22 protein-coding genes, 1 tRNA gene and 1 pseudogene are annotated in these 24630 nt (G+C 63.4%); 5 read left to right on the forward strand and 19 right to left on the reverse strand.

Features of this window, described 5'->3' with window-relative positions; all coding sequences use genetic code 11:
- The 9 genes and pseudogenes from HMPREF2734_RS10650 to HMPREF2734_RS10690 form a co-directional block, all read right to left on the reverse strand.
- Positions 1–733: pseudogene (locus tag HMPREF2734_RS10650) on the reverse strand (HNH endonuclease); the annotation flags it as partial.
- A gap of 78 nt (positions 734–811) precedes the next feature.
- Positions 812–1594, reverse strand: coding sequence for a putative hydro-lyase (locus tag HMPREF2734_RS10655; RefSeq protein ID WP_070570915.1), 783 nt, complete (start codon positions 1592–1594; stop codon positions 812–814).
- 10 nt (positions 1595–1604) lie between these two features.
- Positions 1605–2774, reverse strand: a complete 1170-nt coding sequence (locus HMPREF2734_RS10660) for an NRAMP family divalent metal transporter (protein WP_083308171.1) — start codon at positions 2772–2774, stop codon at positions 1605–1607.
- 189 nt (positions 2775–2963) lie between these two features.
- Positions 2964–3287 carry a putative quinol monooxygenase gene (locus HMPREF2734_RS10665; RefSeq protein ID WP_070570981.1) on the reverse strand — a complete coding sequence of 108 codons (324 nt, stop codon included), beginning with the start codon at positions 3285–3287 and terminating at the stop codon, positions 2964–2966.
- A gap of 10 nt (positions 3288–3297) precedes the next feature.
- Positions 3298–5094 carry an ABC-F family ATP-binding cassette domain-containing protein gene (locus HMPREF2734_RS10670; protein ID WP_070570918.1) on the reverse strand — a complete coding sequence of 599 codons (1797 nt, stop codon included), beginning with the start codon at positions 5092–5094 and terminating at the stop codon, positions 3298–3300.
- 27 nt (positions 5095–5121) lie between these two features.
- Positions 5122–6066: a 4-(cytidine 5'-diphospho)-2-C-methyl-D-erythritol kinase gene (locus HMPREF2734_RS10675; RefSeq protein ID WP_070570920.1), complete on the reverse strand. Its 945-nt coding sequence runs from the start codon at positions 6064–6066 to the stop codon at positions 5122–5124.
- Complete coding sequence (gene rsmA / locus HMPREF2734_RS10680) at positions 6059–6901, reverse strand: 16S rRNA (adenine(1518)-N(6)/adenine(1519)-N(6))-dimethyltransferase RsmA (RefSeq protein ID WP_070570922.1); 843 nt, start codon at positions 6899–6901, stop codon at positions 6059–6061. Before rsmA ends, HMPREF2734_RS10675 begins: the two co-directional genes overlap by 8 nt.
- On the reverse strand, positions 6902–8041 hold the full coding sequence (locus tag HMPREF2734_RS10685; protein ID WP_070421408.1) for a resuscitation-promoting factor: 1140 nt from the start codon (positions 8039–8041) through the stop codon (positions 6902–6904).
- A gap of 96 nt (positions 8042–8137) precedes the next feature.
- The gene (locus HMPREF2734_RS10690; protein ID WP_070570924.1) at positions 8138–8974 is read right to left on the reverse strand and encodes a TatD family hydrolase; all 837 of its coding nucleotides are present in this window, start codon (positions 8972–8974) and stop codon (positions 8138–8140) included.
- Positions 8975–8986: 12 nt separating this feature from the next.
- On the opposite strand from HMPREF2734_RS10690, the gene HMPREF2734_RS10695 reads away from it, so the two are divergent.
- Positions 8987–9379 (forward strand): DUF3806 domain-containing protein, encoded by a 393-nt coding sequence (locus HMPREF2734_RS10695; protein ID WP_070483662.1) that lies wholly within the window; start codon positions 8987–8989, stop codon positions 9377–9379.
- Positions 9380–9381: 2 nt separating this feature from the next.
- On the opposite strand, the gene metG is transcribed toward HMPREF2734_RS10695, so the two are convergent.
- The 3 genes from metG to rsmI all read right to left on the reverse strand — a co-directional run bounded on the left by metG (position 9382) and on the right by rsmI (position 14077).
- Positions 9382–11229 (reverse strand): methionine--tRNA ligase, encoded by a 1848-nt coding sequence (metG, locus tag HMPREF2734_RS10700; RefSeq protein WP_371440440.1) that lies wholly within the window; start codon positions 11227–11229, stop codon positions 9382–9384.
- Between the two features lie 81 nt (positions 11230–11310).
- Positions 11311–13119 carry a BCCT family transporter gene (locus HMPREF2734_RS10705; RefSeq protein WP_083279308.1) on the reverse strand — a complete coding sequence of 603 codons (1809 nt, stop codon included), beginning with the start codon at positions 13117–13119 and terminating at the stop codon, positions 11311–11313.
- Positions 13120–13216: 97 nt separating this feature from the next.
- Positions 13217–14077 carry a 16S rRNA (cytidine(1402)-2'-O)-methyltransferase gene (rsmI, locus tag HMPREF2734_RS10710; RefSeq protein WP_070570927.1) on the reverse strand — a complete coding sequence of 287 codons (861 nt, stop codon included), beginning with the start codon at positions 14075–14077 and terminating at the stop codon, positions 13217–13219.
- Between the two features lie 40 nt (positions 14078–14117).
- Between rsmI and HMPREF2734_RS10715 the strand changes: the two genes are divergently transcribed.
- Positions 14118–15749 carry a dolichyl-phosphate-mannose--protein mannosyltransferase gene (locus HMPREF2734_RS10715; RefSeq protein ID WP_371326165.1) on the forward strand — a complete coding sequence of 544 codons (1632 nt, stop codon included), beginning with the start codon at positions 14118–14120 and terminating at the stop codon, positions 15747–15749.
- A 14-nt stretch (positions 15750–15763) separates the two neighbouring features.
- Here HMPREF2734_RS10715 and HMPREF2734_RS10720 read toward each other — a convergent pair whose 3' ends face one another.
- Positions 15764–16399, reverse strand: a complete 636-nt coding sequence (locus HMPREF2734_RS10720) for a zf-HC2 domain-containing protein (protein WP_070483668.1) — start codon at positions 16397–16399, stop codon at positions 15764–15766.
- Positions 16392–16799: a DoxX family protein gene (locus tag HMPREF2734_RS10725; RefSeq protein WP_070483670.1), complete on the reverse strand. Its 408-nt coding sequence runs from the start codon at positions 16797–16799 to the stop codon at positions 16392–16394. The genes HMPREF2734_RS10720 and HMPREF2734_RS10725 overlap by 8 nt, the downstream gene beginning before the upstream one ends.
- A gap of 52 nt (positions 16800–16851) precedes the next feature.
- On the opposite strand from HMPREF2734_RS10725, the gene HMPREF2734_RS10730 reads away from it, so the two are divergent.
- The gene (locus HMPREF2734_RS10730; protein ID WP_246816827.1) at positions 16852–17481 is read left to right on the forward strand and encodes a DNA-3-methyladenine glycosylase I; all 630 of its coding nucleotides are present in this window, start codon (positions 16852–16854) and stop codon (positions 17479–17481) included.
- Positions 17482–17510: 29 nt separating this feature from the next.
- Here HMPREF2734_RS10730 and HMPREF2734_RS11655 read toward each other — a convergent pair whose 3' ends face one another.
- Complete coding sequence (locus tag HMPREF2734_RS11655; protein ID WP_210384760.1) at positions 17511–17654, reverse strand: hypothetical protein; 144 nt, start codon at positions 17652–17654, stop codon at positions 17511–17513.
- A 74-nt stretch (positions 17655–17728) separates the two neighbouring features.
- Between HMPREF2734_RS11655 and HMPREF2734_RS10740 the strand changes: the two genes are divergently transcribed.
- Positions 17729–18951, forward strand: a protein-coding gene (locus HMPREF2734_RS10740) for an IS3 family transposase (RefSeq protein ID WP_141750483.1) whose coding sequence is annotated in 2 segments (ribosomal slippage) — positions 17729–18005 and positions 18005–18951 — 1224 coding nt in all. Because the reading frame shifts where the segments join, the coding sequence is not laid out codon by codon here.
- A gap of 78 nt (positions 18952–19029) precedes the next feature.
- Positions 19030–20643, forward strand: a complete 1614-nt coding sequence (locus tag HMPREF2734_RS10745) for a cation:proton antiporter family protein (RefSeq protein ID WP_042407927.1) — start codon at positions 19030–19032, stop codon at positions 20641–20643.
- Between the two features lie 468 nt (positions 20644–21111).
- Here HMPREF2734_RS10745 and HMPREF2734_RS10750 read toward each other — a convergent pair.
- The 4 genes from HMPREF2734_RS10750 to glp all read right to left on the reverse strand — a co-directional run bounded on the left by HMPREF2734_RS10750 (position 21112) and on the right by glp (position 24620).
- A tRNA-Ala gene (locus tag HMPREF2734_RS10750) sits at positions 21112–21184 on the reverse strand.
- A gap of 75 nt (positions 21185–21259) precedes the next feature.
- The gene (gene glpR / locus HMPREF2734_RS10755) at positions 21260–22522 is read right to left on the reverse strand and encodes a divisome protein SepX/GlpR (protein ID WP_141750484.1); all 1263 of its coding nucleotides are present in this window, start codon (positions 22520–22522) and stop codon (positions 21260–21262) included.
- Between the two features lie 138 nt (positions 22523–22660).
- The gene (locus tag HMPREF2734_RS10760) at positions 22661–23299 is read right to left on the reverse strand and encodes a GNAT family N-acetyltransferase (RefSeq protein WP_070421481.1); all 639 of its coding nucleotides are present in this window, start codon (positions 23297–23299) and stop codon (positions 22661–22663) included.
- A 10-nt stretch (positions 23300–23309) separates the two neighbouring features.
- Positions 23310–24620: a molybdotransferase-like divisome protein Glp gene (glp, locus tag HMPREF2734_RS10765; RefSeq protein WP_070570934.1), complete on the reverse strand. Its 1311-nt coding sequence runs from the start codon at positions 24618–24620 to the stop codon at positions 23310–23312.
- Positions 24621–24630: the final 10 nt, after the last annotated feature.

The following is a 24630-nucleotide window of genomic DNA, read 5'->3' on the forward strand; positions in this document are numbered from 1 at the left end:
AGTTCACCGCACCGGCCTGCGGGTGAAACGCCGCCACCTCTAACGCATCACCGAACTGGGCGGCCAAAAACTCCGCACCCGTCATGGTGGTGCCATCGGTCATGGCCAACACCACATCATCCCCACTGCCATCCAAGATGCGCAGGTAATCCGGCAGCGGCACCAACACCGTGGGACGCGGCGCTGCAGTAGCCACCTTGCCCTCGCCGAAGAAGATCCCAATCAAATTCTCGGCAATCTGGGGTGCAGCCGGACGCTCCTGATCAATCCCTAACCGCCCGGCATGCTCCATGTCGGAGATCTCACGCTCGTCATAGGTCAAATGCAGTGTGCGCTTGCCGTTTCGCGACGGCCCGAACTTCGCCGCATCCACCGCAGGTGTCTTATCCGCCGGCACCAACGAGCGTGCTGCAGCCTCAATCGCCCGATACCCACCTTCGACCTCAAGTAAGGCAAGGCGCAGCGCCCACCGCTGGGAGGCATCCTTGACCGGTGCGATACGACGCTCGATCAACACCAGCTCGTCGAGGGAGAAACCCCGCGCTAAAGAACTGGCTGTCTTTTGCTTGCGGGTGAACTTGGTGCGCCCGAAGTACACATCCCGCAGCCGCGCCCAGGCTCGCGCACGATCGGGTGCAAAGCCCGAGGCGAGTGCAACATCAAGGTCGAAGTCAGCCAGCGTCTCTAACGCTGCGGCCGACATCGCCTGCACTAACACCTCGAACGAATTCATGCCCAAGACGCTAGACCAAACCCGCAACCCACCTCTGCGAGCCTGTGAAATTTACAAAAACGCCCCTGTGGATAACCCCTAAGGCACCTGGTAGGCGAGGTCGCGTGCGTCGGTGACGAGCATCTTCCCCGGCGCGTGACAGATTGCCAGATCGGGCTTCGACGACATGACAATCGATTGCGGCGTGACCCCGCATGCCCAGAACACCGGCACGGTCCCTGCCGGGATGTCCACGGCGGAGCCGAAGTCGGGCGCAGCAAGGTCGTCGATACCGATCGCGGCCGGATCCCCCACGTGCACGGGCGCACCATGCACGGCTGGGTAGCGCGACGTGATCCGTACGGCGTCAGACACCTGCGACGCAGGAATCGGCCGCATGGAGACGACCATCTTGCCGGAAAACACCCCGGCAGGTTCGCAGTCGATGTTGGTCATATACATCGGCACGTTGCGCCCCTGCTCGATGTGCGCGACGGGAACCCCGTTGTCCAGCAGCGCCGCCTCGAAGGTGAATGAGCAGCCGATGAGAAACGCGACGGTGTTGTCGGTCCAGTATTCGGTGGCGTTGAGGGGTTCGTCGATAAGCGAGCCGTCCTTGAACACGCGGTAGGCGGGAATGTCGGTGCGAATATCGCCACCCGCGAATAGCGACGACGCCACCTGCCCCGGCTCCAACACCCCCAGGATCGGGCACGGCTTCGGGTTGCGCTGCGCGAACAGCAAGAAATCGAATGCGTACTTCTGATCCAGCGCGATCAGGTTGGCTTGGGCGTAACCAGCGGAAAAGCCCGCCGTCGTCGGCACCTCGGTGGTGCGGAACAACGCGCGGGCTTGCGCTGGGGTCATAGAGGCAGGCTGCATGCCCTTCAGACTACGCCCACAGTGTGGGCAAGGTGCTGATGGAGCTCCAACCCATCCAAGCGCAACCGACAAGCGTGATGGCGCCAAGGACCAGCATCCACATCGGCGGCTTGTAGCCACGCAGCAGGTCCTTGCGGAAGAAACCGACGTAGAGGACGACGGCGAAACCGATCGGCAGGATCAGGCCGTTGAAGGCGCCTGCGAAGATCAGCAGTTTCTGCGGGGCGGAACCGACGAACAGGAAGATAACGGTGGAGATGACGATGAAGCCGACGGTGAGCCAGCCGCGCTTCTTCGGGTCGAAGCCCTGCTTGGTCAAAAACGAGATCGAGGTAAACGATGCGCCGATGACCGAGGACAGGCCCGCGGCCCACAGGACGAGGCCGAACATGCGGCGTCCCATGTCGCCTGCGGCTTGGTAGAAGACGTCTGCCGCGGTGTTGTCTTTGGACAGAGCAACGCCCGTAGCGACGACACCCAGCACCGCGAGGAACAACAGCACGCGCATGATGCCGGTGACGATGATGCCGGTGACCGAGGAGCGGGAGATGTAGTCGAGGTTTTCGGGGCCGGTGTGGCCGGCGTCGATAAGCCTGTGCACGCCGGCGAACACGATGTAGCCGCCGACAGAGCCGCCGATGAGTGTGGTGATGACCTTGAAATCCACGGCGTCCGGGGCGACGGACTGGCGCATCGCCTCCGCTACTGGCGGGTTTGAGGAGATGGCGACGTAGAGCATGAGCAGGATCATCAGTGCGCCGAGGATGCCGACGAGGACGTCGAGGGCGGCACCCGCGCGCTTCCAGAGGAACACGCAGATGGCGATGATGGCGGAGATGGCGCCGCCGATCTTCGGGTCGACGGTGTCGCCGGTAAGCGCTTGGACGCCAAGGCCGGTGCCGGCGACGTTGCCGATGTTAAAGACGAGTCCGCCGATGGCCACGAGGATGGCCAGGAACCAGCCGAGGCCCGGCAGTACGGCGTTGGCAAGTTCGCTGGCGCGCAGGCCGGACACGCCGAGGATGCGCCAGACGTTCAATTGGATGACGATGTCCACGATGATGGACAGCAGGATGGCGAACGCGAACGCCGCGCCCATCTGGACCGTGAAGACGGAGGTTTGGGTGAGGAAGCCCGGCCCGATGGCAGAGGTGGCCATCAGGAAGATGGCGCCGACCATGGGGCCGATGCCTCGTGCCGCTGCTGGCGGCTTGGTGGGTACGTCGGCTGCGGTTGAGCCGCCGGTGTTGGGGTTTGGAGCGGTCACGGGGGCACTCCTTTCAATGACGGGAATGTGACGTGGGTGATATTAGGGCATAAAAGCGCCCTGGGTGACACCTCGTCACACATCGTCACACCCGGGTTACCCCTAGTCGACTTTGAATTCCGCCATCTTGTCCCATTCGGTTTTGCCTTCGATGAGGGTGTTGATGATGGTCGGGGTTTCCTTCAGGATCGTCGGGAAGAATTCCTGCGCGGTCTTGAAGTGGTCGGAGTTGACGTGGGCTTCGGCGGCGTCGTCGTGGAATGCTTCGATGAGCAGGTATTCGTCGGGGTTGTCTTCGTTGCGGTACCAGTCGAAGAAGATGTTGCCTTCTTCGGCGCGGGAGGCGTCGGTGAAGTCTTTGACCAGTTCGCGGAAGTTTTCTACGTGTTCGGGCAGGGGCTTGAATCGTACGTTGATCAAAATCATGCGCCCCACCCTAGCCTTCAAGCGTTTCGCCCAACTCGAGCCACTCCATCTCGAGTTCCTCGCGGGTGTCTTTCGCTGCGGTGAGCTCTTTGGTTTTGGTGGCGATGGCGTCGAATTCGCCGGCCTCGGATAGGGCGGTGATTTCGGCTTCGAGTGTGTCTGCGCGCTCGCTTTCCTTGGCGATTTTGCGTTCCAGCGCCTTCATTTGTTTGCGGATTTCGCGTTGTTCTTGCGAGCTCAAGCCTTCTTGCTTGTCGACGACGCCCTCGCCCCGGTCCCCCAAATCGAGCGGGCCCGTGTCTGTGGCTTCGGCGGCGCGGCGGTCCAGGTACTGCTGGATGCCGCCGGGCAGGTTGGTTAAGGTGCCGTCGCCGAACAGCGCGTAGGTGGTGTCTGCGATGCGTTCGATGAGGTAGCGGTCGTGGGAGATAACCACGAGCGTGCCGGGCCAGGAGTCGAGGAGGTTTTCTAGCTCTTGGAGGGTGTCGATGTCGAGGTCGTTGGTGGGCTCGTCGAGAAGCAAGATGTTCGGCTCGGCCATGAGTACGCGCGTGAGTTGGAGGCGACGGCGTTCGCCGCCGGAGAGGTCGCGCACGGGGGTGCGTTGGCGTTTCGGGGAGAAGCCGAGGCGTTCGGCGAGTTGGGAGGCGGACATTTCGCGTTTGCCGAATTGGATGTAGGTGGCGACGTCTTCGACGGCGTCGATGACGCGGCGCTCGGGGTCGAGGTCGTCGAGTTCTTGGCGCAGCCAGCCGATGCGTGCGGTTTGGCCTTCGATGCGTTTGCCGGCGGCGAGTGGGTATTCGCCGGCGAGGGTGCGCAGGAGGGTGGTTTTGCCGGAGCCGTTCACGCCGACAAGGCCGATGCGCTCTCCGGGTGCGAGGCGCCAGGTGAGGTGGTCGACGAGTGTGCGGCCGTCGGGGGCGTCGATGCGTGCGTCTTCGAGTTCGATGACGACACGGCCTTGGCGTTGCTTGGAAAACGCCATGAGTTCGACGGTGTCGCGCGGCGGTGGGACGTCTTTGATCAGGGCTTCTGCCGCTTCGATGCGGTAGCGCGGCTTCGATGTGCGTGCGGGTGCGCCGCGGCGTAGCCACGCGAGTTCCTTGCGGGCGAGGTTTTGGCGGCGCTGCTCGATGGCGTCGGCCTGGCGGGCACGTTCGGCGCGCGCGAAGGTCCAGTCGTTGTAGCCACCTTCGTAGACATCGACGGTGCCGTCGTGGACTTCCCAGGTCAGGGTGGCCACGGTGTCGAGGAACCAGCGATCGTGCGTGACGACGACCACCGCCACCTTGCGCGACAACAAATGGTCAGCGAGCCACTGCACGCCTTCGACGTCGAGGTGGTTGGTTGGCTCGTCGAGCACGACCAGGTCGAGGTCCTGCACGAGTGCCGCGGCGAGGTTCACGCGGCGACGCTCGCCACCAGAGAGGTTGCCTACCGGGGTGTCCAGGCCGAGCTCGGCCACACCGGTGCCTTGAAGAACTTCGCGCACCTTGGCGTTGGAGGCCCACTCGTAGGTCTGCAGCCCGAGTGGTTCGACGACAGCTTGGCCGACGGTGAGGGTTTCGTCGAGGTCGAAACGCTGGGTGACCACCGCCATACGCAGGTCTGAGTTGTGGGAGACACGGCCCGCGTCTGGCTTCTCGATGCCGGTGAGCACTTCAAGCAGGGTGGTTTTGCCGCCGCCGTTGACGCCGACGATGCCGATGCGGTCGTTGGTTTGCACGCCGAGGGAGACACCGTCGAGCAGGGTTTTCAGCCCCCACGTTTTGGAGACGTTTTCAAGGTTGATCAGGTTAGCCATATCGGGTGCATAGTCTACGCACCCTGCCTAATCGGCGGTCTCGAGCACCGCGCCGTGGTCGGGTCCTTCGGCGACGAAGATCTCGTAGCCCTCGAATCGCTCCGCCAAGTGTTCGGCGACCCATTGGGCGTGCTCGAGGCTTTCGCACAGCACCGCGACCGTGGGCCCGGAGCCGGACACGATGGCGCGCAGGCCTGCTTCGTTGGCAGCGTCGATAAGCCGCTTGAGTTGCGGGCGCATCGACAGCGCTGCCGCGTCGAGGTCGTTGTGCAGCGCCTCTGCCACCCGCGCCGCGTCGCCCGAGGTCAACGCCTGGGACAGGCCTGCGGTGTTGAGGTGTGGGACGAGGGCTGGGTTGCCGTGACGCAGGTCGTCGAGAAGCGAAAATGCTCCGCCGGTGGAAATACCCACCTTGGGGTTGACGAACACCCAGTTCAAGCGCCCGCGCGACAACATTTCGACGAGTTCATCTCCCCGGCCGGTGCCGAGTGCTGTGCCCCCCATGAGCGAAAACGGCACGTCAGCGCCGAGCGACGCTGCCAACTCGTGCAACGTCTCAGCCGTAAGCGGCTCGCCGTGATCAGCCACGAGCGCGTTCGCGGCGACCAGTGCAGCGGCAGCGTCGGCGGAACCGCCCGCCATCCCGCCAGCGACGAAGACGTGCTTGGCCACCTCGATGTGAACCTCCGGAAGGGCGATCCCGGCACGCTCAGCAACTGCGTTGACCGCGCGCCACGCCAGGTTGGTTGGCCCGTCGATGCTCTCTTCCGGCTCGTCGACGTAAAACGTGGTCTGCATGGAGCGCACGATGGGGCCCTCGGTGAGCGTGTCGGAGGCGATAATCGTGACCACTTCGCGGCGGTCCACGGCGTGGAAGACGCTGACCAGGTCGTGGTAGCCGTCGGCGCGGGCCTCCCCTACTCCGAGGTGGAGGTTGACCTTGCCTGGTGCGGAGGCGACGTACTTACGCATGGCCTAACTGTACAAAGTCGGCCACGGTAAGTTTTTCACCACGCAGGCCTGGGTCGATTCCCGCTGCGCGAAGGGCCGCTTCGGCGTTTGTGGGCGAGCCGTAGATGCCCGCAAGTGTGGAGCGAAGCGTCTTGCGGCGTTGCGCGAAGGCGGCGTCCACGATCGGGAAGACGCGCTCGCGAAGTTCGCGCGGGTTGTCGTCGTTGACGTCGATGCGCACAAGCCCCGATTCGATGTTCGGCGCGGGCCAGAAGACGTGCTTGCCAATAGTGCCGGCGCGCGAGACGTCCCCATAGAACGCGGCCTTCACACTCGGCACGCCGTAGATCTTGGAGCCGGGCACCGCGGCGAGGCGGTCGGCGACTTCCTTTTGCACCATGACCAGCACGCGCCTGATCGTGGGGAACTCCTCCAGCAGGTGCAACAGCACTGGCACGGAGACGTTGTACGGCAGGTTGGCCACCAGCGCGGTTGGTGCGACGTTGAGGTCTTCGCGGCGCACCTTCAACGCGTCGGTATTGATGACGGTGAGGCGCTCTGCGTACTCGGGCGCACGCGCCTTCACGGTTGCCGGCAGGCGGTCTGCCAGACGTGGGTCGATCTCAAGCGCGACGACCCGCGAGACCGTATCGACGAGCCCAAGCGTTAGCGACCCCAACCCCGGGCCAACCTCCACAACGACGTCGTCAGGCGAAAGCTCTGCGGCACCGACGATCATGCGCACGGTGTTCGGGTCGTGCAGAAAGTTCTGCCCCAGTTTCTTGGTAGGCGTGACGTCGAGTTCTGCCGCGAGTTCGCGGATCTCGGCCGGGCCGAGCAGCTGCGCGCCCGCCATTTAGCGCAGGCCCAGACGGGCGGTGCAGGCAGGCCACGCGCCCCAGCCCTGGGCGGCCTGGGTGCGCTCGGCGATGGCGATCTGCTGTTCGCGGGTGGCCAGGTCGGCGGTCGGCGCGAAGGCGGTGCCGCCGTAGGCTGCCCAGGTGCCTGGGTTGAACTGCAGGCCACCGTGGTAGCCGTTGCCGGTGTTGATGGACCAGTTGCCGCCGGATTCGCAGGCTGCGATCGCGTCCCAGACGGAACCGTTAGCCACGGCAGGGGCTGCCGCGCCGGTGTTGCCCGTCTGCTTGGTGCCACGCGCGATGACGGCGGGCTTGCCCTTCTTGGTTTCCTTCTCCTCGGCAACGCCTTCGGATTCGACAACACCGTTGACGGTCACGGTGCGGTGGATGATCTGCTTTTCGCCCTGCACGCCTTCTTCGCGGACTTCTTCGGTGCCTTCGTCGAGGGTGTCGTCGTCAATGTATTCGGCGGGTTCTTCCACCGCGACGGTCTCTGGGCGGTCGATGGTGTTGACGCGGTCGAGGACGATTTCCATGCCCGGCACGATCGCGTCGGCGAGCGCATGGTTCAAACGGTCGTCGCTATCGAAGGTGACGCCACGCGCCGACAGCAGGTCGCCGACGGTTTTGGCGGCGGCGGAGACGTAGGTGAGGTTGCCGCCGTCGCGAAGTGCCACGATCTTCGGGGTGGTCACGTCCACGTTGAGGCCTTCGGTGACCGTCTCGTCGCGGTCGATGTCCACGCCCGCGGCGGAGGTAACGCCGGCTTCCTCGAGCAGTTCGCCGACGGTACTGGCGGTCGAGGTGATCTGCTGGGCAACACCGTCGACGACAACGGCGACCGGCTTGGCGGTGCGCACGGTGACGGTATCGCCACGTGAGATCTTCTCCCCCGGCGCTGGGTAGACGAGGTCCTGCGGGTCAACGTCAACGCCCGCGGACTGCAGTACGCCTGCGACGTCGGCGGCGTAGGTGCGGACGTTGGTTTCCTCACCGTTGACATCCACGGTGATTTGCTTCTGGGAGGCCAGCGCGGTGCCCGCACCACCGACGAGCACGGCGCCGGCGACAGTGCCAACCGCGACGCGTTTTGCGGCGGAGTTCTTCGGGTTGATCCGCTTGATCTGACGAGACATGCGCGCTTCCTCCGAGGGGTTAACGTAAAGCAACTTCGGTAACAATACGGTAACGCCCGCCGGGACACAAGGACCGACGCGCACTAATGTTCCAGGTCACACCCCGTAGACGCGTGAAAACGTCTCACTGATATCACGTGCCACATCGGCCACATCCATGTTGCGGACTTCGGCCAACACCTTCGCGGTGTGGCCGATAAGCGATGGCTCGTTGCGCGCGCCGCGCAACGGCTCCGGCGTCATGTACGGCGCGTCGGTCTCCACCAACAACTGGCCGGCAGGCGCCAGGCGGGCGGCCTCGCGCAGTTCCTCGTTGCGCTTGAACGTGACGTTTCCCGCGAAGCTCAGTACGTAGCCACGCTCGATCGCCTCGCGTGCCACGTCCAGTGGCGAGGAGAAGCAGTGCAAGATGACGTGTTCGGGGCGTGGGGCGTCGTCGAGAATCCGCATGATCTCCGCATCACCCTCACGGTTGTGGATCATCAGCGCCTTGCCGGACTCGCAGGCCAGGTCGATGTGGAAGCGAAACGCCTCCTCCTGTACGTCCAGCGGTGCGGTGCGCTCCGCGTCGTGTTTGAGCCAGTACGTATCGATGCCGGTCTCCCCCACCGCGACGCAACGCGCGTCGGCGGCCATGGTCTGTAGGCGGGCACGCGCGTCGTCGTCAAGTTCATGCGCCCTGGTCGGATGGATCGCGCACGCGGCAAACACGCGCTCGTTGAGATGTGCGGCCTCAAGCGCAAGTTCCGCTTCGTCGAGGCCATCGCCGACGGTGCAGATGCGCTCGACCCCGGCGGCTACGGCACGCTGGACAAACGTGTCGATCTCTTCCGCGGTACGTGCGCCGCAGGACGCGAGGTGCGTGTGTGCATCGACGAGACCTGCGATCGGCTCGGCGGGCACGGGAGTGGGACGTGGCTTCTTTTTGCTCATACGATGCACCCTATGGCATTCAACGACATTGACTCAGCCACCCGCACCCAAATTGAGGCCGACCTGGCCGAGGCAGCCGGTCGTGGCATCAACGGTTCCCCGGCGGATATCGTCGCCTCGTTCGAGGAGGAACTTGCCGATTACCTGGCGCTTCCCCGCGATGTGCAGCGTGCGTTTCCTCGCGGCGAAACCGCCCGCATCTACGGCACCGCCCTCGGCGAGGCGCTCGTGCGGGAGGGCTTTTCGTGGCAATTGCTTATCGACGACTACGGGACCGATCTTGTCGTCGTCAAGAATCCCGGCGGCGCGGACGAGAAGTACACCGCCCCGCTCGTCGTTGTAGACCAGCGCTTTGAAGACGAAGAACCCGGCAAACTCACCGGGTTCCTCAACCAGTTTCTCTAGGCCTACTTCTGCACCGGCGCCCACTCCGGGCCGGTCTCGCCGAGTTCCGGATCGAGCTTGGCGATCAGCGGCTGCGGCTTAGCCAACTCGGTGCCCGGGGTGACCTCCACGCGCTGCCACACGGCCTGCTGCTGGGTGTAGTCACCGGTGATGGTCAGGTATGTCTGCCCCTTCTCTGGCAGGCCGGCGCCGACGAGGTTGAAGTCGGCGTCGTCGACAATCTCCTCGATGCGCGGCTCAGCAGCCCACACACCACTGCGACCGAGAGTCTCGTGGACCTTCTGGGCGGTGTGCGGCAGGAACGGGGTGAGCATGGCGTTGCAGTCCGACACCACCTGCAGCGCGGTCCACAGCACGGTGGCCAGACGCTCACGCTGGGACTCGTCCTTAGCCAGCTTCCACGGCTCCTGCTCGGCGATGTAGGCGTTCGCTTCACCAACGACGTGCATGATCTTGGTGATCGCGTTCTTGAACCGTGCCTCGCTCAGGTCCGCACCGGCGGTAGCAAAGGTTTCTTCCGCAAGGTTCAGGATGCGCTCGTCGGACGCCTCCAGCGGGCCCGGCGCGGGCACCTGGCCGAAGTTCTTGTGCGCCATGGACACGGTGCGGTTGACCAGGTTGCCCCAGCCGTTGGCCAGCTCGTTGTTCACGCGACGGACGAACTCGTCCCAGGTGAAGTCGGTGTCGTTGTTCTCCGGGCCTGCGACTGCGATGAAGTAGCGCAGCGGGTCCGGGCCGAACTCCTTGAGGAAGTCCTTGACGTAAATGACCACGCCCTTCGACGAGGAGAACTTCGAGCCCGACATGGTGAGGAACTCAGAAGAGACAACCTCGGTGGGCAGGTTGAGCTCGCCAAGACTGTGTACCTCGCCGCCCTTGGAGCCCTTGCCCGCGTAGCCAAGCAGCTCCGCCGGCCAGATCTGGGAGTGGAAGGTGATGTTGTCCTTGCCCATGAAGTAGTAGCCCTCGGTGGCTGGGTCCTGCCAGAAGTCCTTCCAGGCCTCCGGCTTGCCAATGTTGTGGGCCCACTCGATGGAGGCAGACAAGTAACCGACGACGGCGTCGAACCAGACGTAGAGCTTCTTCGACGGGTTGTCCTGCCAGCCCTCTACTGGGATCGGGATGCCCCAGTCGATGTCGCGGGTCATGGCGCGCGGACGCATGTCCTCGAGCAGGTTCAGGGAGAATTTCAGCACGTTCGGGCGCCAGTCCTCGCGGGTGGACAGCCACGCCTCGAGTGCGTCGTGGAGCGACGGCAGGTCGAGCATGTAGTGCTCAGTCTCGACGAACTCCGGGGTCTCGCCATTGATCTTGGATACCGGGTTGATCAGGTCTGCCGGGTCCAGCTGGTTGCCGCAGGTGTCGCATTGGTCACCGCGGGCATCGGTTGCGCCACAGATTGGGCAGGTGCCCTCGATGTAGCGGTCCGGCAGTGTGCGGCCCGTCGACGGGGAGATCGCCCCCTTGGTGGTTTCCTTCACCATGTAGCCGTTAGCGTCCAACCCGCGGAACAGTTCTTGGACCACCGCGTAGTGGTTGCGGGTGGTGGTGCGGGTAAACAGGTCGTAGGATAGGCCAAGGCCTGCGAGGTCTTCGACGATCTGCTTGTTGTAGCGGTCCGCTAATTCCTTGACGCTGACGCCTTCCTTATCCGCCTGGACCAACAGCGGGGTGCCGTGTTCGTCGGTGCCGGAGACCATAAGCACGTTCTTGCCGGACATTCGCTGGTAGCGGGCGAAGACATCGGACGGGACGCCGAAGCCGGCGACGTGTCCGATGTGGCGCGGGCCGTTTGCGTACGGCCAGGCCACACACACAAGAACGTTCTGGTTGGAATCAGCTGCAGTCATGGCTCCCAGCATAAGTTATGGCCCCGCCAAGCAAGGAAACTGCTCCGCGGGGCCAGCAACGAAGGTGCGAAACGCTACGCGTTAGTTCTTCGCGCGCGGCTTCAGCATCTTCTTCATTTGCTCGCGACGTGCGTCGAGTTGCGCTTGGTCGCGGTGCATGCGGCGCTCGATAGCCAGCTGGCGGGCGAAGCGCTCGTGTTCCTTCTTATCCAGGTAAATGGTGTCGTTGGACATGTCCTTCACAATCGCGAACATGAGCGCGATAAGGATGAACAGGAACGGTGTTGCGGCCACGATGGTGACGGACTGCAGAGAGTTCAGCGCGTCAGCACCACCGGAGATCAGCAGGGTCAGACCGACGAATGCGGTAGCCACGCCCCACATAGCGGCCAGCCACGGCTTGGCTTCGGTCTTGCCGGACTGGGTCATGGACGCCATCACGGTCGAGGCCGAGTCTGCGGAGGTAATAAAGAAGGTACCCAGCAGCAACAGGGCGAACACGCCGACAACGTAGCCGCCCGGCAGGGCGTGCAGCAGGTTGAACAGCTGTTCCTCGTTGGAGCCGCCGCCGACGATGGACTGGCCATCCTGCTCCATCTTGATGGCGGTGCCGCCGAAGATGGCGAACCATACGGTGGACAGGCCAGCCGGGACGAGCAGGACGCCGAGGCAGAACTCGCGCACGGTGCGGCCGCGGGAGATGCGAGCCAGGAACGTACCGACGAACGGCGACCAGGAGATCCACCACGCCCAGTAGAAGATGGTCCAGCCGGAGAGGAAGTCACCAGCCTGGCCGTCGGAGCTCTCTGCGGTGCGGGCTGCCATTTCGAAGAAGTTCTGCAGGTAGTTACCAAATGCGGTCGGCAGCATGTTCAGCTGCGCAACGGTCGGGCCGAAGACAAAGACGAAGATCGCCAGGATCGCGGCGATGACCATGTTGGCGTTAGACAGCCACTGGATGCCCTTGGACACGCCCGACATTGCGGACAGCAGGAACGCCAGGGTCAACACGGAGACAATACCGATAGTCAGCTTGGTGGATGGGTTGTCCACGAAGCCGGACGCCTCCAGGCCGGAGCTGATCTGCAGCGCGCCAAGGCCCAGGGAGCAGGCGGTGCCGAAGATGGTGGCGAACACAGCGAACGCATCAATGAGACGACCGAGCCAGCCGTCAGCACCCTTCTGTCCGATCAGCGGGATGAAAGCGCTCGACAGCAGCTGCTTGCGGCCAAGGCGGAACGTCGAATACGCAATGGCCAGGCCGAGAATGGCGTACACAGCCCACGGGTGCAGCGTCCAGTGGAACATGGTCTGTGCCATGGCAGCGCCTACTTCACGTTCGTTGTGGCCGGGTACGCCGTCGAGGTACATCGCCAGTGGTTCTGCGGCGCCGTAGAACATCAGGCCGATGCCCATGCCGGCGGCGAACATCATGGCGATCCATGACGTGGTCTTAAATTCTGGTCGCTCGTCTGCGGTGCCGAGGCGAATGGTGCCGAAGTTCGACGCCGCAATCACGATGACAAAAATGACAAAAATGGTGCCGCCGAGGACGAATGCCCAGCCCAGGTTGTCAATCACCCAGGTGAAGGCGGCATCGGCGAAGTTGGAAAAGCTGTCGGGGGCAGCCAGGCCCCAGCCGACAATTGCCGCGACAATAATGGCCAACGGAATGACAATGCCCCAGTTCACTGGGGCATCTTCTGCATCCGCGGCACGCTCCATGCGCTCTTCCGGGTCGACGTAGTCCGTCGCAACGCCGTCGCGGTCGGCGTCGAGCAGCGCAGCAAGTTCGCTGGCTGCAGAAGTTTCTTGGGGTGCGTATTGATCAGTGCTCTGCGTCTCCGCATCGGGATCGTGTGGATCCCTTTGTGAGTCTCGCTGAGACATACGGTTACTCCTTTGAAGTTTTCAGGTGTTTAAAAGTGCCCAAGCAGGCTAACGTAAATAACACCTTTGTGCTAACCGAGTTGTCGCGAGAACTTACTCAACCGCGCGCAGCGAGCGCAGCATCATACAGGTCCCCTACTTTCACGCCGTGCGCTTTGGCGACCTGTTTCGCAGCGTCCTTCATACGCTCGCCCTTTTCGACGAGCTCAAGCACCTTCCCCACCAAATCTTCCGCTTCCGGCTGCTTCGGCTCCCCGCCTTCGATCACAAGCGTGATCTCCCCGCGCACGCCGTCCGCGGCCCACTCGGCAAGTTCCGCTAGGGTGCCGCGCTTGACCTCTTCGTAGGTTTTGGTCAGCTCCCTGCACACCGCGGCGCGGCGTGTACCGCCGAGGACGTCGGCGGCGTCGTCAAGCAACTGCGCGATGCGGTGCGGGGATTCGAAACAGCAGACGGCGCGGCGCTCGTCGACAAGAGTTTCCAGCCAGGCCCGGCGCGCACCAGCTTTGCGGGGCACGAAGCCGTCGAAGATGAAGTGGCCGACGTTGAGCCCGGACAGCGCGAGTGCCGTGGTTACCGCAGACGGGCCCGGGATACAGGTCACGGGGATGCCGGCGTCGTGGGCGGCGGCGACGATCGAATGCCCTGGGTCGGAAACAATCGGCATGCCGGCATCCGTGACGACGAGGACGGTACCGGTGCGGGCGGCGTCGAGAAGCTCACGCGAACGCGCGTCCTCGTTGTGGTCGAAGTTGGACACCACACGCCCGGTGATCTCCACACCGAGTGCCGCAGCCAGCGCGCGGGTGCGACGCGTGTCCTCCGCAGCGACGATATCGGCCCGACCAAGGGCCTGCACGAGCCGTGGAGAGGCGTCCCCGATGTTGCCCAGCGGTGTGGCGGCGAGCACCACTCCGGTAGCTGGGAACTGGGTTTCACGATCATGCTCGGCGGACATAAGCCTGAAGCATACGCGTCAGGCGCTAGTATCTTCGTCCGTGACCACTATCGCGAGCACTTCCAACGCCACCCCGGCGTCAGACGAACCAGGCGCGGCGCGCAAAGTCCGCCCGAGCCGACCGGCCCCCACGGCACCCGTATCGGTGCCGTGGACACGCCGCGACACCATCGCCGCCAGCGTGATCGGTGTCCTCGCGCTGTTTACCAGGTTCCTGGGGCTGACCCAGCCGACCAGTTCCGGCACCCCGGTCTTCGACGAGAAGCACTACGTACCGCAGGGTTGGGACATGGTGCGCAGCTCCTTCAACCCGGTACTCGGCGGCATTGAGTCGAACCCGGGCTACGGCCTGGTCGTGCACCCGCCGCTGGGCAAACAATTGCTAGCGATGGGCGAAACCATCTTCGGCTACACGCCTTTGGGTTGGCGCATCATCACCGCACTGTTTGGCACCGCGGTGATCGTGTTCGTGTTCCTCATCGCGCGCCGCGTGAGCCAGTCCACCTCTATCGGTGTGGTCGCGGGCATCATCGCGCTTTTCGACGGCGTCCTGCTCGTCGCAGCCAAATTCGGCATGCTGGATATCTTCCAGGTCCTGTTTATCGTCATTGCCGCCTGGACGCTCGCCGGCGACATGCGCGAGGTGCACCACCGCTGGCACGATGCCTGGCTGGCCGGCAAGTTGGACGGCACCGGCCCGTTCGGCCCACGGATGGGCTTCCGCTGGTGGCGCTTCGCCACCGGTGTCGCCCTTGGTCTTGCGCTGTCGGTGAAGTGGTCAGGCCTGTACTACATCATGTTCTTCGGCCTGCTGTCGTCGTTCTGGGACCTCTACCTGCGCCGCCGCTACGGCGTGGAAAAGCCGGTCGCTGGCACCTTGCTTCGCGACGTCCCAGCCGCACTCGCCTCGATCGTGCTCATCCCGGCACTGCTCTACATCTGGTCCTGGCGCGCCTGGTTCGCCTCTGAAACCTCTGTGTACCGCCACTCGCTTGCAGACGGCACCATCGCCGGCTCCGACTGGCCCTGGCTGACAAACCTGCCCGATTCCGTCGCAGGTTGGCTGTACTACCACTTCTCTGTCCTGAACTTCCACGCATCCCTGACCTCCTCGAGTGGGCACTCTCACCCGTGGGATTCCAAGCCGTGGGCATGGCTCGTCTCTGCGCGCCCGATCCTCTACTACTCCGCCACTGACTTGGAGTGCAAGGTCGCCCCGGGCGATGGCACCTGCCGCGAGATGATTTACATGTTCGGCACCCCTGCCATCTGGTGGCTCACCGTGCCAGTCCTGCTCTGGGCGTGCTGGGTCTGGCTGACCCGCAAGGACTTCCGCGTCATCGTTCCGGTGATCGCCTTCGCCGCCGGTTTCCTCCCGTGGCTGGCTGCATTCGACCGCCAGATGTACTTCTTCTACGCCACTGCTCTCGTGCCGTTTACGGCGGTGCTGCTTGCACTGGCGGTGGGCAACCTTGCGAAGAAAGGCGGACCCGTGACGTGGAGTTGGGTCAACAAGGTCGCAGGCTTTGAGATGCGCTGGGGCCAACTCGCTGCCGTGGTCTACATCGCCTTGGTCGCGGCAAGCTTCTTCTACTGGTCACCGATTTTCTACGGCCTGCGCATCCCGGATTCCTACTACGAATCCCTCATGTGGCTGCCGAGCTGGAAATAACCAGCTGGAAATAACTACAACGGGTTGGCACCGAGAATGCGCCACGCTCGGCGCACTTCCCCGCCGCGATCCGCGAACCACGTCCACACCAGCGCGATCACGCTGACAAACGGGATGAATACCGCGGCAGGTTCAAACTCACCCGCGCCAAGGACCGCGTCGCGCACCGCGAAGCCGACCGTGAAGGTGAACATCGACCCCACGATCAGCAGCACGCCCGGGATCTGACGCGGCTTCCACGCCGTAAACGCCAGCGCGAGCGCCACACCAAGGCGTACAGACGCGCTAGACGCCACCACCGGTTCTTCCCCACCGGCAACGATGAGGCTGATGGCCCACAGCACCCACGCCACCGCCATGGCGAAAAGCAGAGTGCGCCCGATGGCAAGGCCGAAAGCGCGCCGTTGCGAGAGCTTGCGCCACTCGTCGTCCACGCTCGCCAGGATCACCTCTGACAGATCCTGCGGCGGGGCCATCGCGGGACGCTCCTGCGGCACGAACTCATGGGAGAGCACCAGGGCCTGGTCGAGGAAGGCCTGGCACTCATCACAGCTCGCCAGGTGTGCGTCGACGACGGCGTCGTCGAGACCGGCCGGTTCGCCGTCGATACGCGCAGACAGCGCTGCCTGAACTTCCTCGTGGCTAAGCACGCGTTAACACCCCATCCAAACTCGCACGACCGGTGCCGAACACGATGATGATAAACAACGCCGCAGCTAGCACCAGCGGGTACTCGATCCCAGCGTTTTCCACGAAGAACCCGTTATCCAGGTGCACGAAATACCCCGCAGCAAGCACGAGCAGCGCCAGCACCGACGCGACGATTGTGGTGAGCAGCCCCACTGCCAAAAACGCCCCACCGATAAGTTCAGCGGTACCAGTCAGGTATGCGGACAGTTGTGGCTGCGGCACCCCGAGTGCCGCGAAATCGCGCCCGGTTTGCGCCATGCCGGTGTCAAACCAGTGTTGAAACCCGCGGGCGACAAATACGGTGCCGAGGACAAGACGCAAAAGGAGCAGCGCAAAGTCACGTACGGCAGGCCTATTCATGCCAACGAGCGTACCCGTGGAACCGAACGGGGTAGAAACGAGTCCAATAGTTATGAGTGAAAACAAGATGAACGAAACTGACCAACTTCCAGACACCGCAGGATGGCCCGTCGTCGGCGAAGACGGCCGTGCCCGCCCGCCGTGGGCCGCAACCGATCCCCTACTGCGCGAGTACTACGACTCCGAATGGGGCGACCCCGTACGCGACGAGCGGGGCATGTTTGAACGCGTCTGCCTCGAGGGCTTCCAGGTGGGCTTGTCGTGGCGGTTGATCCTGCAAAAGCGCGATGCGTTCCGCGACGCCTTCGCAAACTTCGACCCGGAGGTGGTCGCGGGCATGAGCATTGAGCATTTGCTTGACGACGACACCTTGATCCGCAACCGCCGCAAACTCCAAGCCGCCGTGACCAACGCCAAGGCAACACTTGCCCTGCGCGAGGAGGGCACGCACCTGGGCGAGTTCATCTGGTCCTACAAGCCGGAAACAACCCCTGCCCCGCGCACGATGGCGGAAGTCCCGACACAATCCGACGAGTCTGCACAGTTAGCCAAGGATTTGAAGAAGCGGGGGTTCACCTTCGTCGGGCCGGTGACCATGTACGCACTGATGGAATCCACCGGCATCATCGACACCAACCTGGTGGGCACGTGGCGCCGCGGCGCATCCGGGGTGTGGGTCTAAGCGGCGTCTAGGCGGCGTTTAGGCGGCGTTTAATCGTCGTCCATGTCCGCGAAGGCGTCCTCGACGGAGTCGTGCTCCTCGCGGGAGGCCTCCCAAACTTCCTTGGCAGCCGAGAGGTTGATGGCGGCGATGATCGCGCCGACAACGATGTCGAACCAGGCGGTCTCCCACACGAACGTGAGCAGGCCGGCGGCGATTGAAGCGTCCTGGGTTTAGTTCCTACCTCTGCTAAGGAAGGATTGGCACTATGTCCAGAAAGTATTCCGCCGAATTCAAGGAGAAGGCGATCCATCAAGTCCTAGAGATGGTCCGTCTGGAGTCCTGCTCACGGCAACGCGCGTACGAGGAAGTCGGAGAGCTCCTTGGCGTGTCCCACCACACGTTACGCGCCTGGTACCGTGACAGCGTCGCCCATGAGCAGACGGCACCAACAGGTGGCGAAACCATGGAAGAAGAGCTCAAACGGCTACGCCGGGAAAACCGCGAGCTGAAACGAGCCAACGGAATCCTCAAGACTGCCTCGGCTTTTTTCGCGGCGGAACTCGACCGACCCACGACCAGATGATCTCCTACATCGACGAGTACAAGGAGCAATTTGGGGTCGAGGCCATCTGCCGTGTTCTGAAACAAGCAGACCGTGGATTCATCACCTCCCGCGGCTACCGTAAAGCCACCACCCGCGCCCCGAGTGCGAGGGCCTTAAGCGATAGCCTGCTTATCCCAGAGATTCAGCGCGTCCATGCGGAAAACTTCTCGGTCTACGGCATCCGCAAGATGTGGCACGCCATGAACCGTGAGGGCTTTCATATCGGCCGCGACAAGACCGCACGCCTGATGAAACTTGCAGGTGTGTCTGGTCGACGACGTGGACGCACCCCGGTGACCACGATCAGCCCTAAGGTGCCGGATCATCGTCCGGATCTTGTGCAGCGAAACTTCCGGGCCACAGCACCTGGGCGACTTTGGGTCGCCGACATTACCTATGTTCGCACCCTGTCAGGATTCGCCTACACCGCGTTTGTCATTGACGTCTACAGCCGCAAAATAGTCGGTGTTGCCACCCGATCTACGATGCGCACTGATGCGCTGCCGATGGAGGCACTGGAACATGCGTTAACGACTGCAGGGCGAATCCACGGCGACCAGCTGATACACCACAGTGACCGGGGAAGTCAGTACGTGTCACTGAAATACTCCACCGCACTGGCCGAAGCCGAGATCCGGCCGAGTGTCGGCACAGTCGGAGATTCCTATGACAACGCGCCGGCCGAGACAGTTAACGGTCGCTACAAGGCTGAACCTATCCATCCTCAAGGCCCGTGGACATCAGTAGGAGAAGTCGAGCTAGCCACCCTGCGGTGGGTGCACTGGTGGAACACCAAACGTCTTCACGAGGCGTTGGACTACGCCACCCCACAAGAAGTAGAAACCGAGTACTATCTCACCGAGCCCATCAACACAGGGCCGTAAAAGAAGCGGAACCAAACCCAGGACGTTTCAAAAGCACACATTTTGTCGCTTAACCCTACATAAGGCAGACTGCTCTGTATGGAACTGCTGTTGACCTACCTTGCTGTCGTGTTTGGCTGCGGGCTGATCGCATGGGCTGTCCGCCTCCCACCACTTATCGGGTTTCTGGCGGCCGGGTTCATCCTCAACGCCAGCGGCGTCGCGCACGTCGAGGCTCTCGATCTCTTCGCCGACATCGGCGTCACCCTCATGCTCTTCGCCATTGGCCTGCGCCTGGATTTGCGCGCATTGACGGATAAGGCCGTGTGGCTCACCGCCGGAGCCCACGCCTTGGTCATGACGATTGTTGGCGCGGGATTCATCACCGCACTCGGCGCGCTCGGCGCTTTCGGTCCCGCGTCCTTCTCGATTGCCGTCAACGTCGCCCTGGTCTTGAGCTTTTCTAGCACCATCGTCGTGATCAAAATCTTGCAGGACCGCGGCGATGAGCAGGCGCTCTACGGCAATATCTGCGTGGGCGTGCTGATTATGCAGGACATTCTCGCCGTCGCCTTCATGAGCATCCTGCGCGGCGAACCACCGCGCTTGGCGGCCCTGGGGCTCGTCGTTATCGTGCCGCTGCTCGCTTTGATCACGCGTCGCTGGTACAAGCTTGGCCACGGCGAATTGGGGGCGCTTTTCGGGATCGTCATGGCTCTGCTGCCCGGCTACGCCCTTTTTGAGTGGGTCGGTCTTTCCGGCAGCCTCGGCGCCCTCATCATGGGCGTCGTGCTCTCCCGTTCTTCGGGGGCTGAGCAACTCAGCCACTCACTGTTCACACTGAAAGAGCTGCTGCTTGTCGGATTCTTCGTCAACATTGGCTTCCTCGGGCTGCCGAACTGGCAAAACATGCTCGACGCTGGATTACTTCTCCTACTCCTGCCCTTGCAAGCCGTCGCCTACTGGGCAATCCTCTGGGGCCTGGGCCTACGCAACCGCACCTCGGTGCTTGCGGCGCTCTTGCTTTCCAATTACTCAGAGTTTGCCCTGATCATCGCCGCACTTGGTGTCAAAGATGGCTGGTTGAATCAACGGTGGATGCTTTCCCTGGTGCTTGCCGTCTCGCTCAGCTTCGTCATCTCGGCAATTCTTAACCCACAGAGCGTTTCGCGCACCACCCGCTTGGCCAAGCGTTTACCCACACGCCCGCCGCACAAAATCCATCCGGGGGATCGCCCCATCGAGCTTGGCGACGCCCACGCACTCGTCCTGGGCGTTGGCCGCCTCGGCATCGCCTGCTACACCGAGCTAACTGAGGTCTACGGTGTGCGGGTCCTTGGCGTGGAGCACGACACAGCTCGCGTCCGCCACCTGCAGGAACGTGGCTACAACGTGGTAGAAGGAGACGCTACGGACGTCGACTTCTGGGAACGCGTCAAAGACAGCCACCAGATCGACATGATCATGCTCGCCATGCCGGCCCAACACGCCAACCTGGAATCAGTAAAGCAAATTTACGCTTCCCGCATCAACGCTGATGAGTGCACGATCAGTACTGTCGCCATGTACCGCGAGGACGTCGAAGAACTCGAAGAGCTCGGTCTCGACGTCGTCGTCCACCTGCAAGGGGGCGCCGGTGAGTCACTTGCTGAGCGGACCTTCACCGCAAATGAGCAGCGCCGCCTGCGCGTCGCAGGAGGTGCTGCGGAATAGGGCGCACATCACCGCACATACCTCTGGACTTTGCCGACCGAGACAGTTTCTGCACCCAAAGGCATGGGCTGTCGAGACTTCCATGCCCCTCGTCGGTCTCGACGTCAGCTGCCAGGGTCAGCGTCTCGTACCAAGGCTAAACCTGCGCGGGGGCCTTACCTGGCGACACGGAATGCGGCGCAGCCGTCGATATCACAGCCGCGGATAGCCACGTGCGCGCACGCAGCATACGCAAGCGGCAAAAAGACTGTGCCAAATGTCCGCGCGTCGCGGTAAGCTGGTGAGCAGACAACCCCACCTCACGCGCGGGCCACAGCGCTCTGACCCGTAATCATCTCGGCCAATGCGCCCGTACAGCGTCGAACGAGACTTCATACCACGGCATGTGGCAACAAAGGAATAGTGCACCTACCAGGGCAGATACAGCAAAACCCCTGGCCAATCACGACCAGGGGTTTTATCGAATTGTGGAGCTAAGGGGAATCGAACCCCTGACCTTCGCATTGCGAACGCGACGCTCTACCAACTGAGCTATAGCCCCTCAAGGGCGCCTCTTGAAGGCGATTGCCACGTTACTCCTGCAACCCGATGTGGTTAAATCGCCTGGTTATAAGCACTAGCTGGCGCGTGCAGCGAAGCGGTCGCGGATATCGCGGTAGTCGGCCCGGTCGTGGTCGTCTTCTGGCGGAGTGAAGCGAGAAACGGGCAGTGCGTCGAAGTCGGGGCTGTCGTCGTCAAGATCCAGGATCACCGAGCCCGAGTAGCGACGAGCAACGCGCTCGCGCGAGTTGGCCTCATCACCCAGAGCGACACCCAGGCGCGCGCGACGCAACTGACGCAGGCGACGCTGGTGCAGTGCGCGCTCCTGCAGCACGGTGTGGCGCAGTGCGATCATGTACCACGCGGTCAGGCCAAGCGCGACGATGTTGAGCGCCCACACCCAGCCACCGGCGACGAACGCGGCCACAAACGTGATCACACACGCTGTAAGCAGACCGAGCAGCGTGCGCTGGCGGCGCTGTTGGCGCGTGGCCTTGGCTGCCTGCTCGCGCTGTGGGTCGTAGCCACCGCGGCCACGACGCGACGCCGCAAATGCGATGTCTGCCTCGTCGACGACATCGTTTTCGGCCGCGTCTTCAGCGTCTGTGTCTGCGTCCACAGCATCCTCAGGGCCCTCCGCGTCGACGGCCTCGACAGCGTCCGGGTTGTCCTCTGCGTCCTCCGCACCATCAGCCTCAGCGACCTCAGCCTCAGCGCCTGTGTCCGTGTCTGCGTCTGTGACGGTGTCTGCGGTGGCGTAGCCCAGGTCCGCCGGCGAGGTGTACGTCTCGTCGAACTCGTAGCGATCTTCCTCGACAGCTTCTTCAGCGGTGTCTTCAGCGCCCTCTTCGTTCTGGACGAGCACGGAGATTGCGGTCGAGCCGCCAGCCTCTGCGGCGACAACACTGGCGGTCTCAGCAGATTCAGCGGTCTCGGCAGATTCCTCAGACTCGGCGGGTGCAGCCTCGTCCTGGGATTCAGCGTCAGCCTCGTCGGCGACGTGCTCGATAACTTCGCCATCGACGGTGTTGTCGTCCTGGGCAGCGTCTTCGGCCTGTGCGGATTTGAAGAGGCGCAGGTTCGGGGCGTCGTCGATAAGCACCTGCTCCTCCTCGGCGACAGCCTCGACAACCTCGTAATCGTCATCTGCGTCGTCGTGGCGGTGGATGTCAGCCTGGGTCAGCTTCGGGCGACGGCGGGTTGCCATGGGGGCGTCGCCACCTTTGTGCAGCACGCGCGTCTCTTCGTAGCCCTCACCGGAGCGGCGAATCGGCTTGTTATTCCCCACCGCCAACGGCGCGAGCACGATCACCCACACGATGAGGATCAAAACGATCAATAAGCTCGAGCTGCCCATCACAGACCTTTCCGCAACTACATGCACCCAATAGACACTTCACGCCACGGTATCGGCACAACCGACACTCGGCGGGTTGGCGCGCCGTGGTCGCGGAAAGGAATTCAAAAACCAGACAACCTAGACAAGCCGACCCGCGCGGCGGAGCCGTTGCACCGCGGTCGTGGGATAGTCGTCGATATTGATGGCGACGAAGTGATGGTCACGCCACTGCCCGTCGATGTGCAGGTTGCGTCGCAAATAGCCTTCCTCCACAAAGCCGTTGGTGCGCAGCACCTTGCCAGAGGCAGGATTGCCCGGCAGATACGTCGCCGTCACACGGTGCAGGCCCACGCGCCCAAAGGCGTGATCCACGCCGAGTGCACACGCCGCCGACGCAACCCCGCGCCCCATATATGGCGAATGCACCCAGTAGCCGATCCAGCATTCGGAGACGATCCCGTGCTGGATGTTGCCCAACGTCACTTGGCCGGCAAACGCGCCGTCGACCTCGATGACCATCGGCACCACCGTGCCCTGCTGCGCCATGCGTTTGAGGTTGAGCCACGAGTTGCGCCACGCTGCATGCGAGTGGGCGTCCTCCCAGGTGCCGTCCACTGTGGGCTCGACAGGCGCGAGCCATTGCCTATCGACGACGCGCGTCTCACACCAATCCGCCCCATCACTACCGCGCAGCGGACGCAACTGCACACGCGCACCGTCCGGCAGCCCGACGGCAGGGGTCAGTTCTGGCCAGCCCGGTGTGGGCGGGCGAAACATGGCAAACACGCTAGCTGCGCTGCCGGATGAACTCGACGTCCACCTCGTCGCCCGGGCGCACGTGGGTGGCACCCTCTGGCAAGTGGATCATGGCGTTGGCCTCCGCAAACCCAGCCAGCAAGTGGGTCGGGCCGGCGTCGAGCACGCTCAGCGGCTCCACGAGGTACTCGCCGGTCTCGCTGTCTCGCATGAGGCGGGCGCGAATGTAGCCCCGACGACCGTCGATGGACTCCATCGGACGCAACGAACGCGCACGCACCGTCTGACGCGTGATCGTCGGCGCCCCGAGGGTACGGCGGATGAGTGGCCGGACGATGGTCTCCGTAATCACCAGAGCGCTCACCGGGTTCGACGGCAAGAGGAACACTGGGATCCTTTCCTCCCCCAGCACGCCGAAGCCCTGTACGGAACCAGGGTGCATGGCAACGCGGGTGGTGTCGATCTGCCCCATCTCGCGCAGGATCTCCTGGATCGCCGCAGCACCGGAGCCACCGACGGCGCCGGTGATGATGATGCACTCGCTCTTATCCACGTAACCGGCGATGGTCTCGCGCATGCGGCGCGGCTCCGCGTTGATGATGCCCGCGCGTTGCACCTCAGCGCCAGCCTCTTCAGCAGCGGCAGCCACAGCGTAGGAAGCGATGTCGAAGACTTGACCCAAACCAGGATCGCGCTCCAAATCGACGAGTTCCAGACCGTAGCTCATCACCGTCACTCGCGGGCGCGGGTAAACGAGCACCTTGTCGCGACCGGCCGCAGCAGCCAGCCCCACCTGCGCGGGACCGAAGATGGTGCCCTGGCGCACAGCAACGTCGCCGGGCTGGATATCGTCGCCGGCCTTGCGCACAAAGTCACCGGTGCGCACGGGGCGCAGCGGAGTCACGCGCTTGCGGCCGCGGTCGGTCCACTCCAGCGGCAACACAGCATCAGCCAGGGTGGGCAGTGGTGCGCCCGTGGCCACACGCACCGCCTGGCGCGGTTGGAGGCGCAGCGGCTTCTGAGATCCGGCGGGCACCTCACCGACGACCGGCAGCGCACGATCGGGCGCCGGGCGCGGGGCCTTCTGCTCTTCGGCGTCCGCTTCGGACTCATCCTCGGCGCCAGCTGCTGGTCGCCTGCGCAGACCTGCGGTACCGCCGACGTCGACGGCGCGAACCGCAAACCCGTCGATGGCAGCCTGTGCAAAACCGGGAACCTGGCGGGTGGCGGCGATTTCCTCCGCGCACCGCAGCCCGAGGGCATCAGTGAGTGCGACGCGGATGGGCTCCGGCGCAACGGCAGCATCAATCACCGCTGCAAGCTGCTCCTCAACGCTGCGCATGGATGTACCC

This window comes from Corynebacterium sp. HMSC055D05 (assembly GCF_001810365.1).
GTDB lineage: Bacteria > Actinomycetota > Actinomycetes > Mycobacteriales > Mycobacteriaceae > Corynebacterium > Corynebacterium coyleae.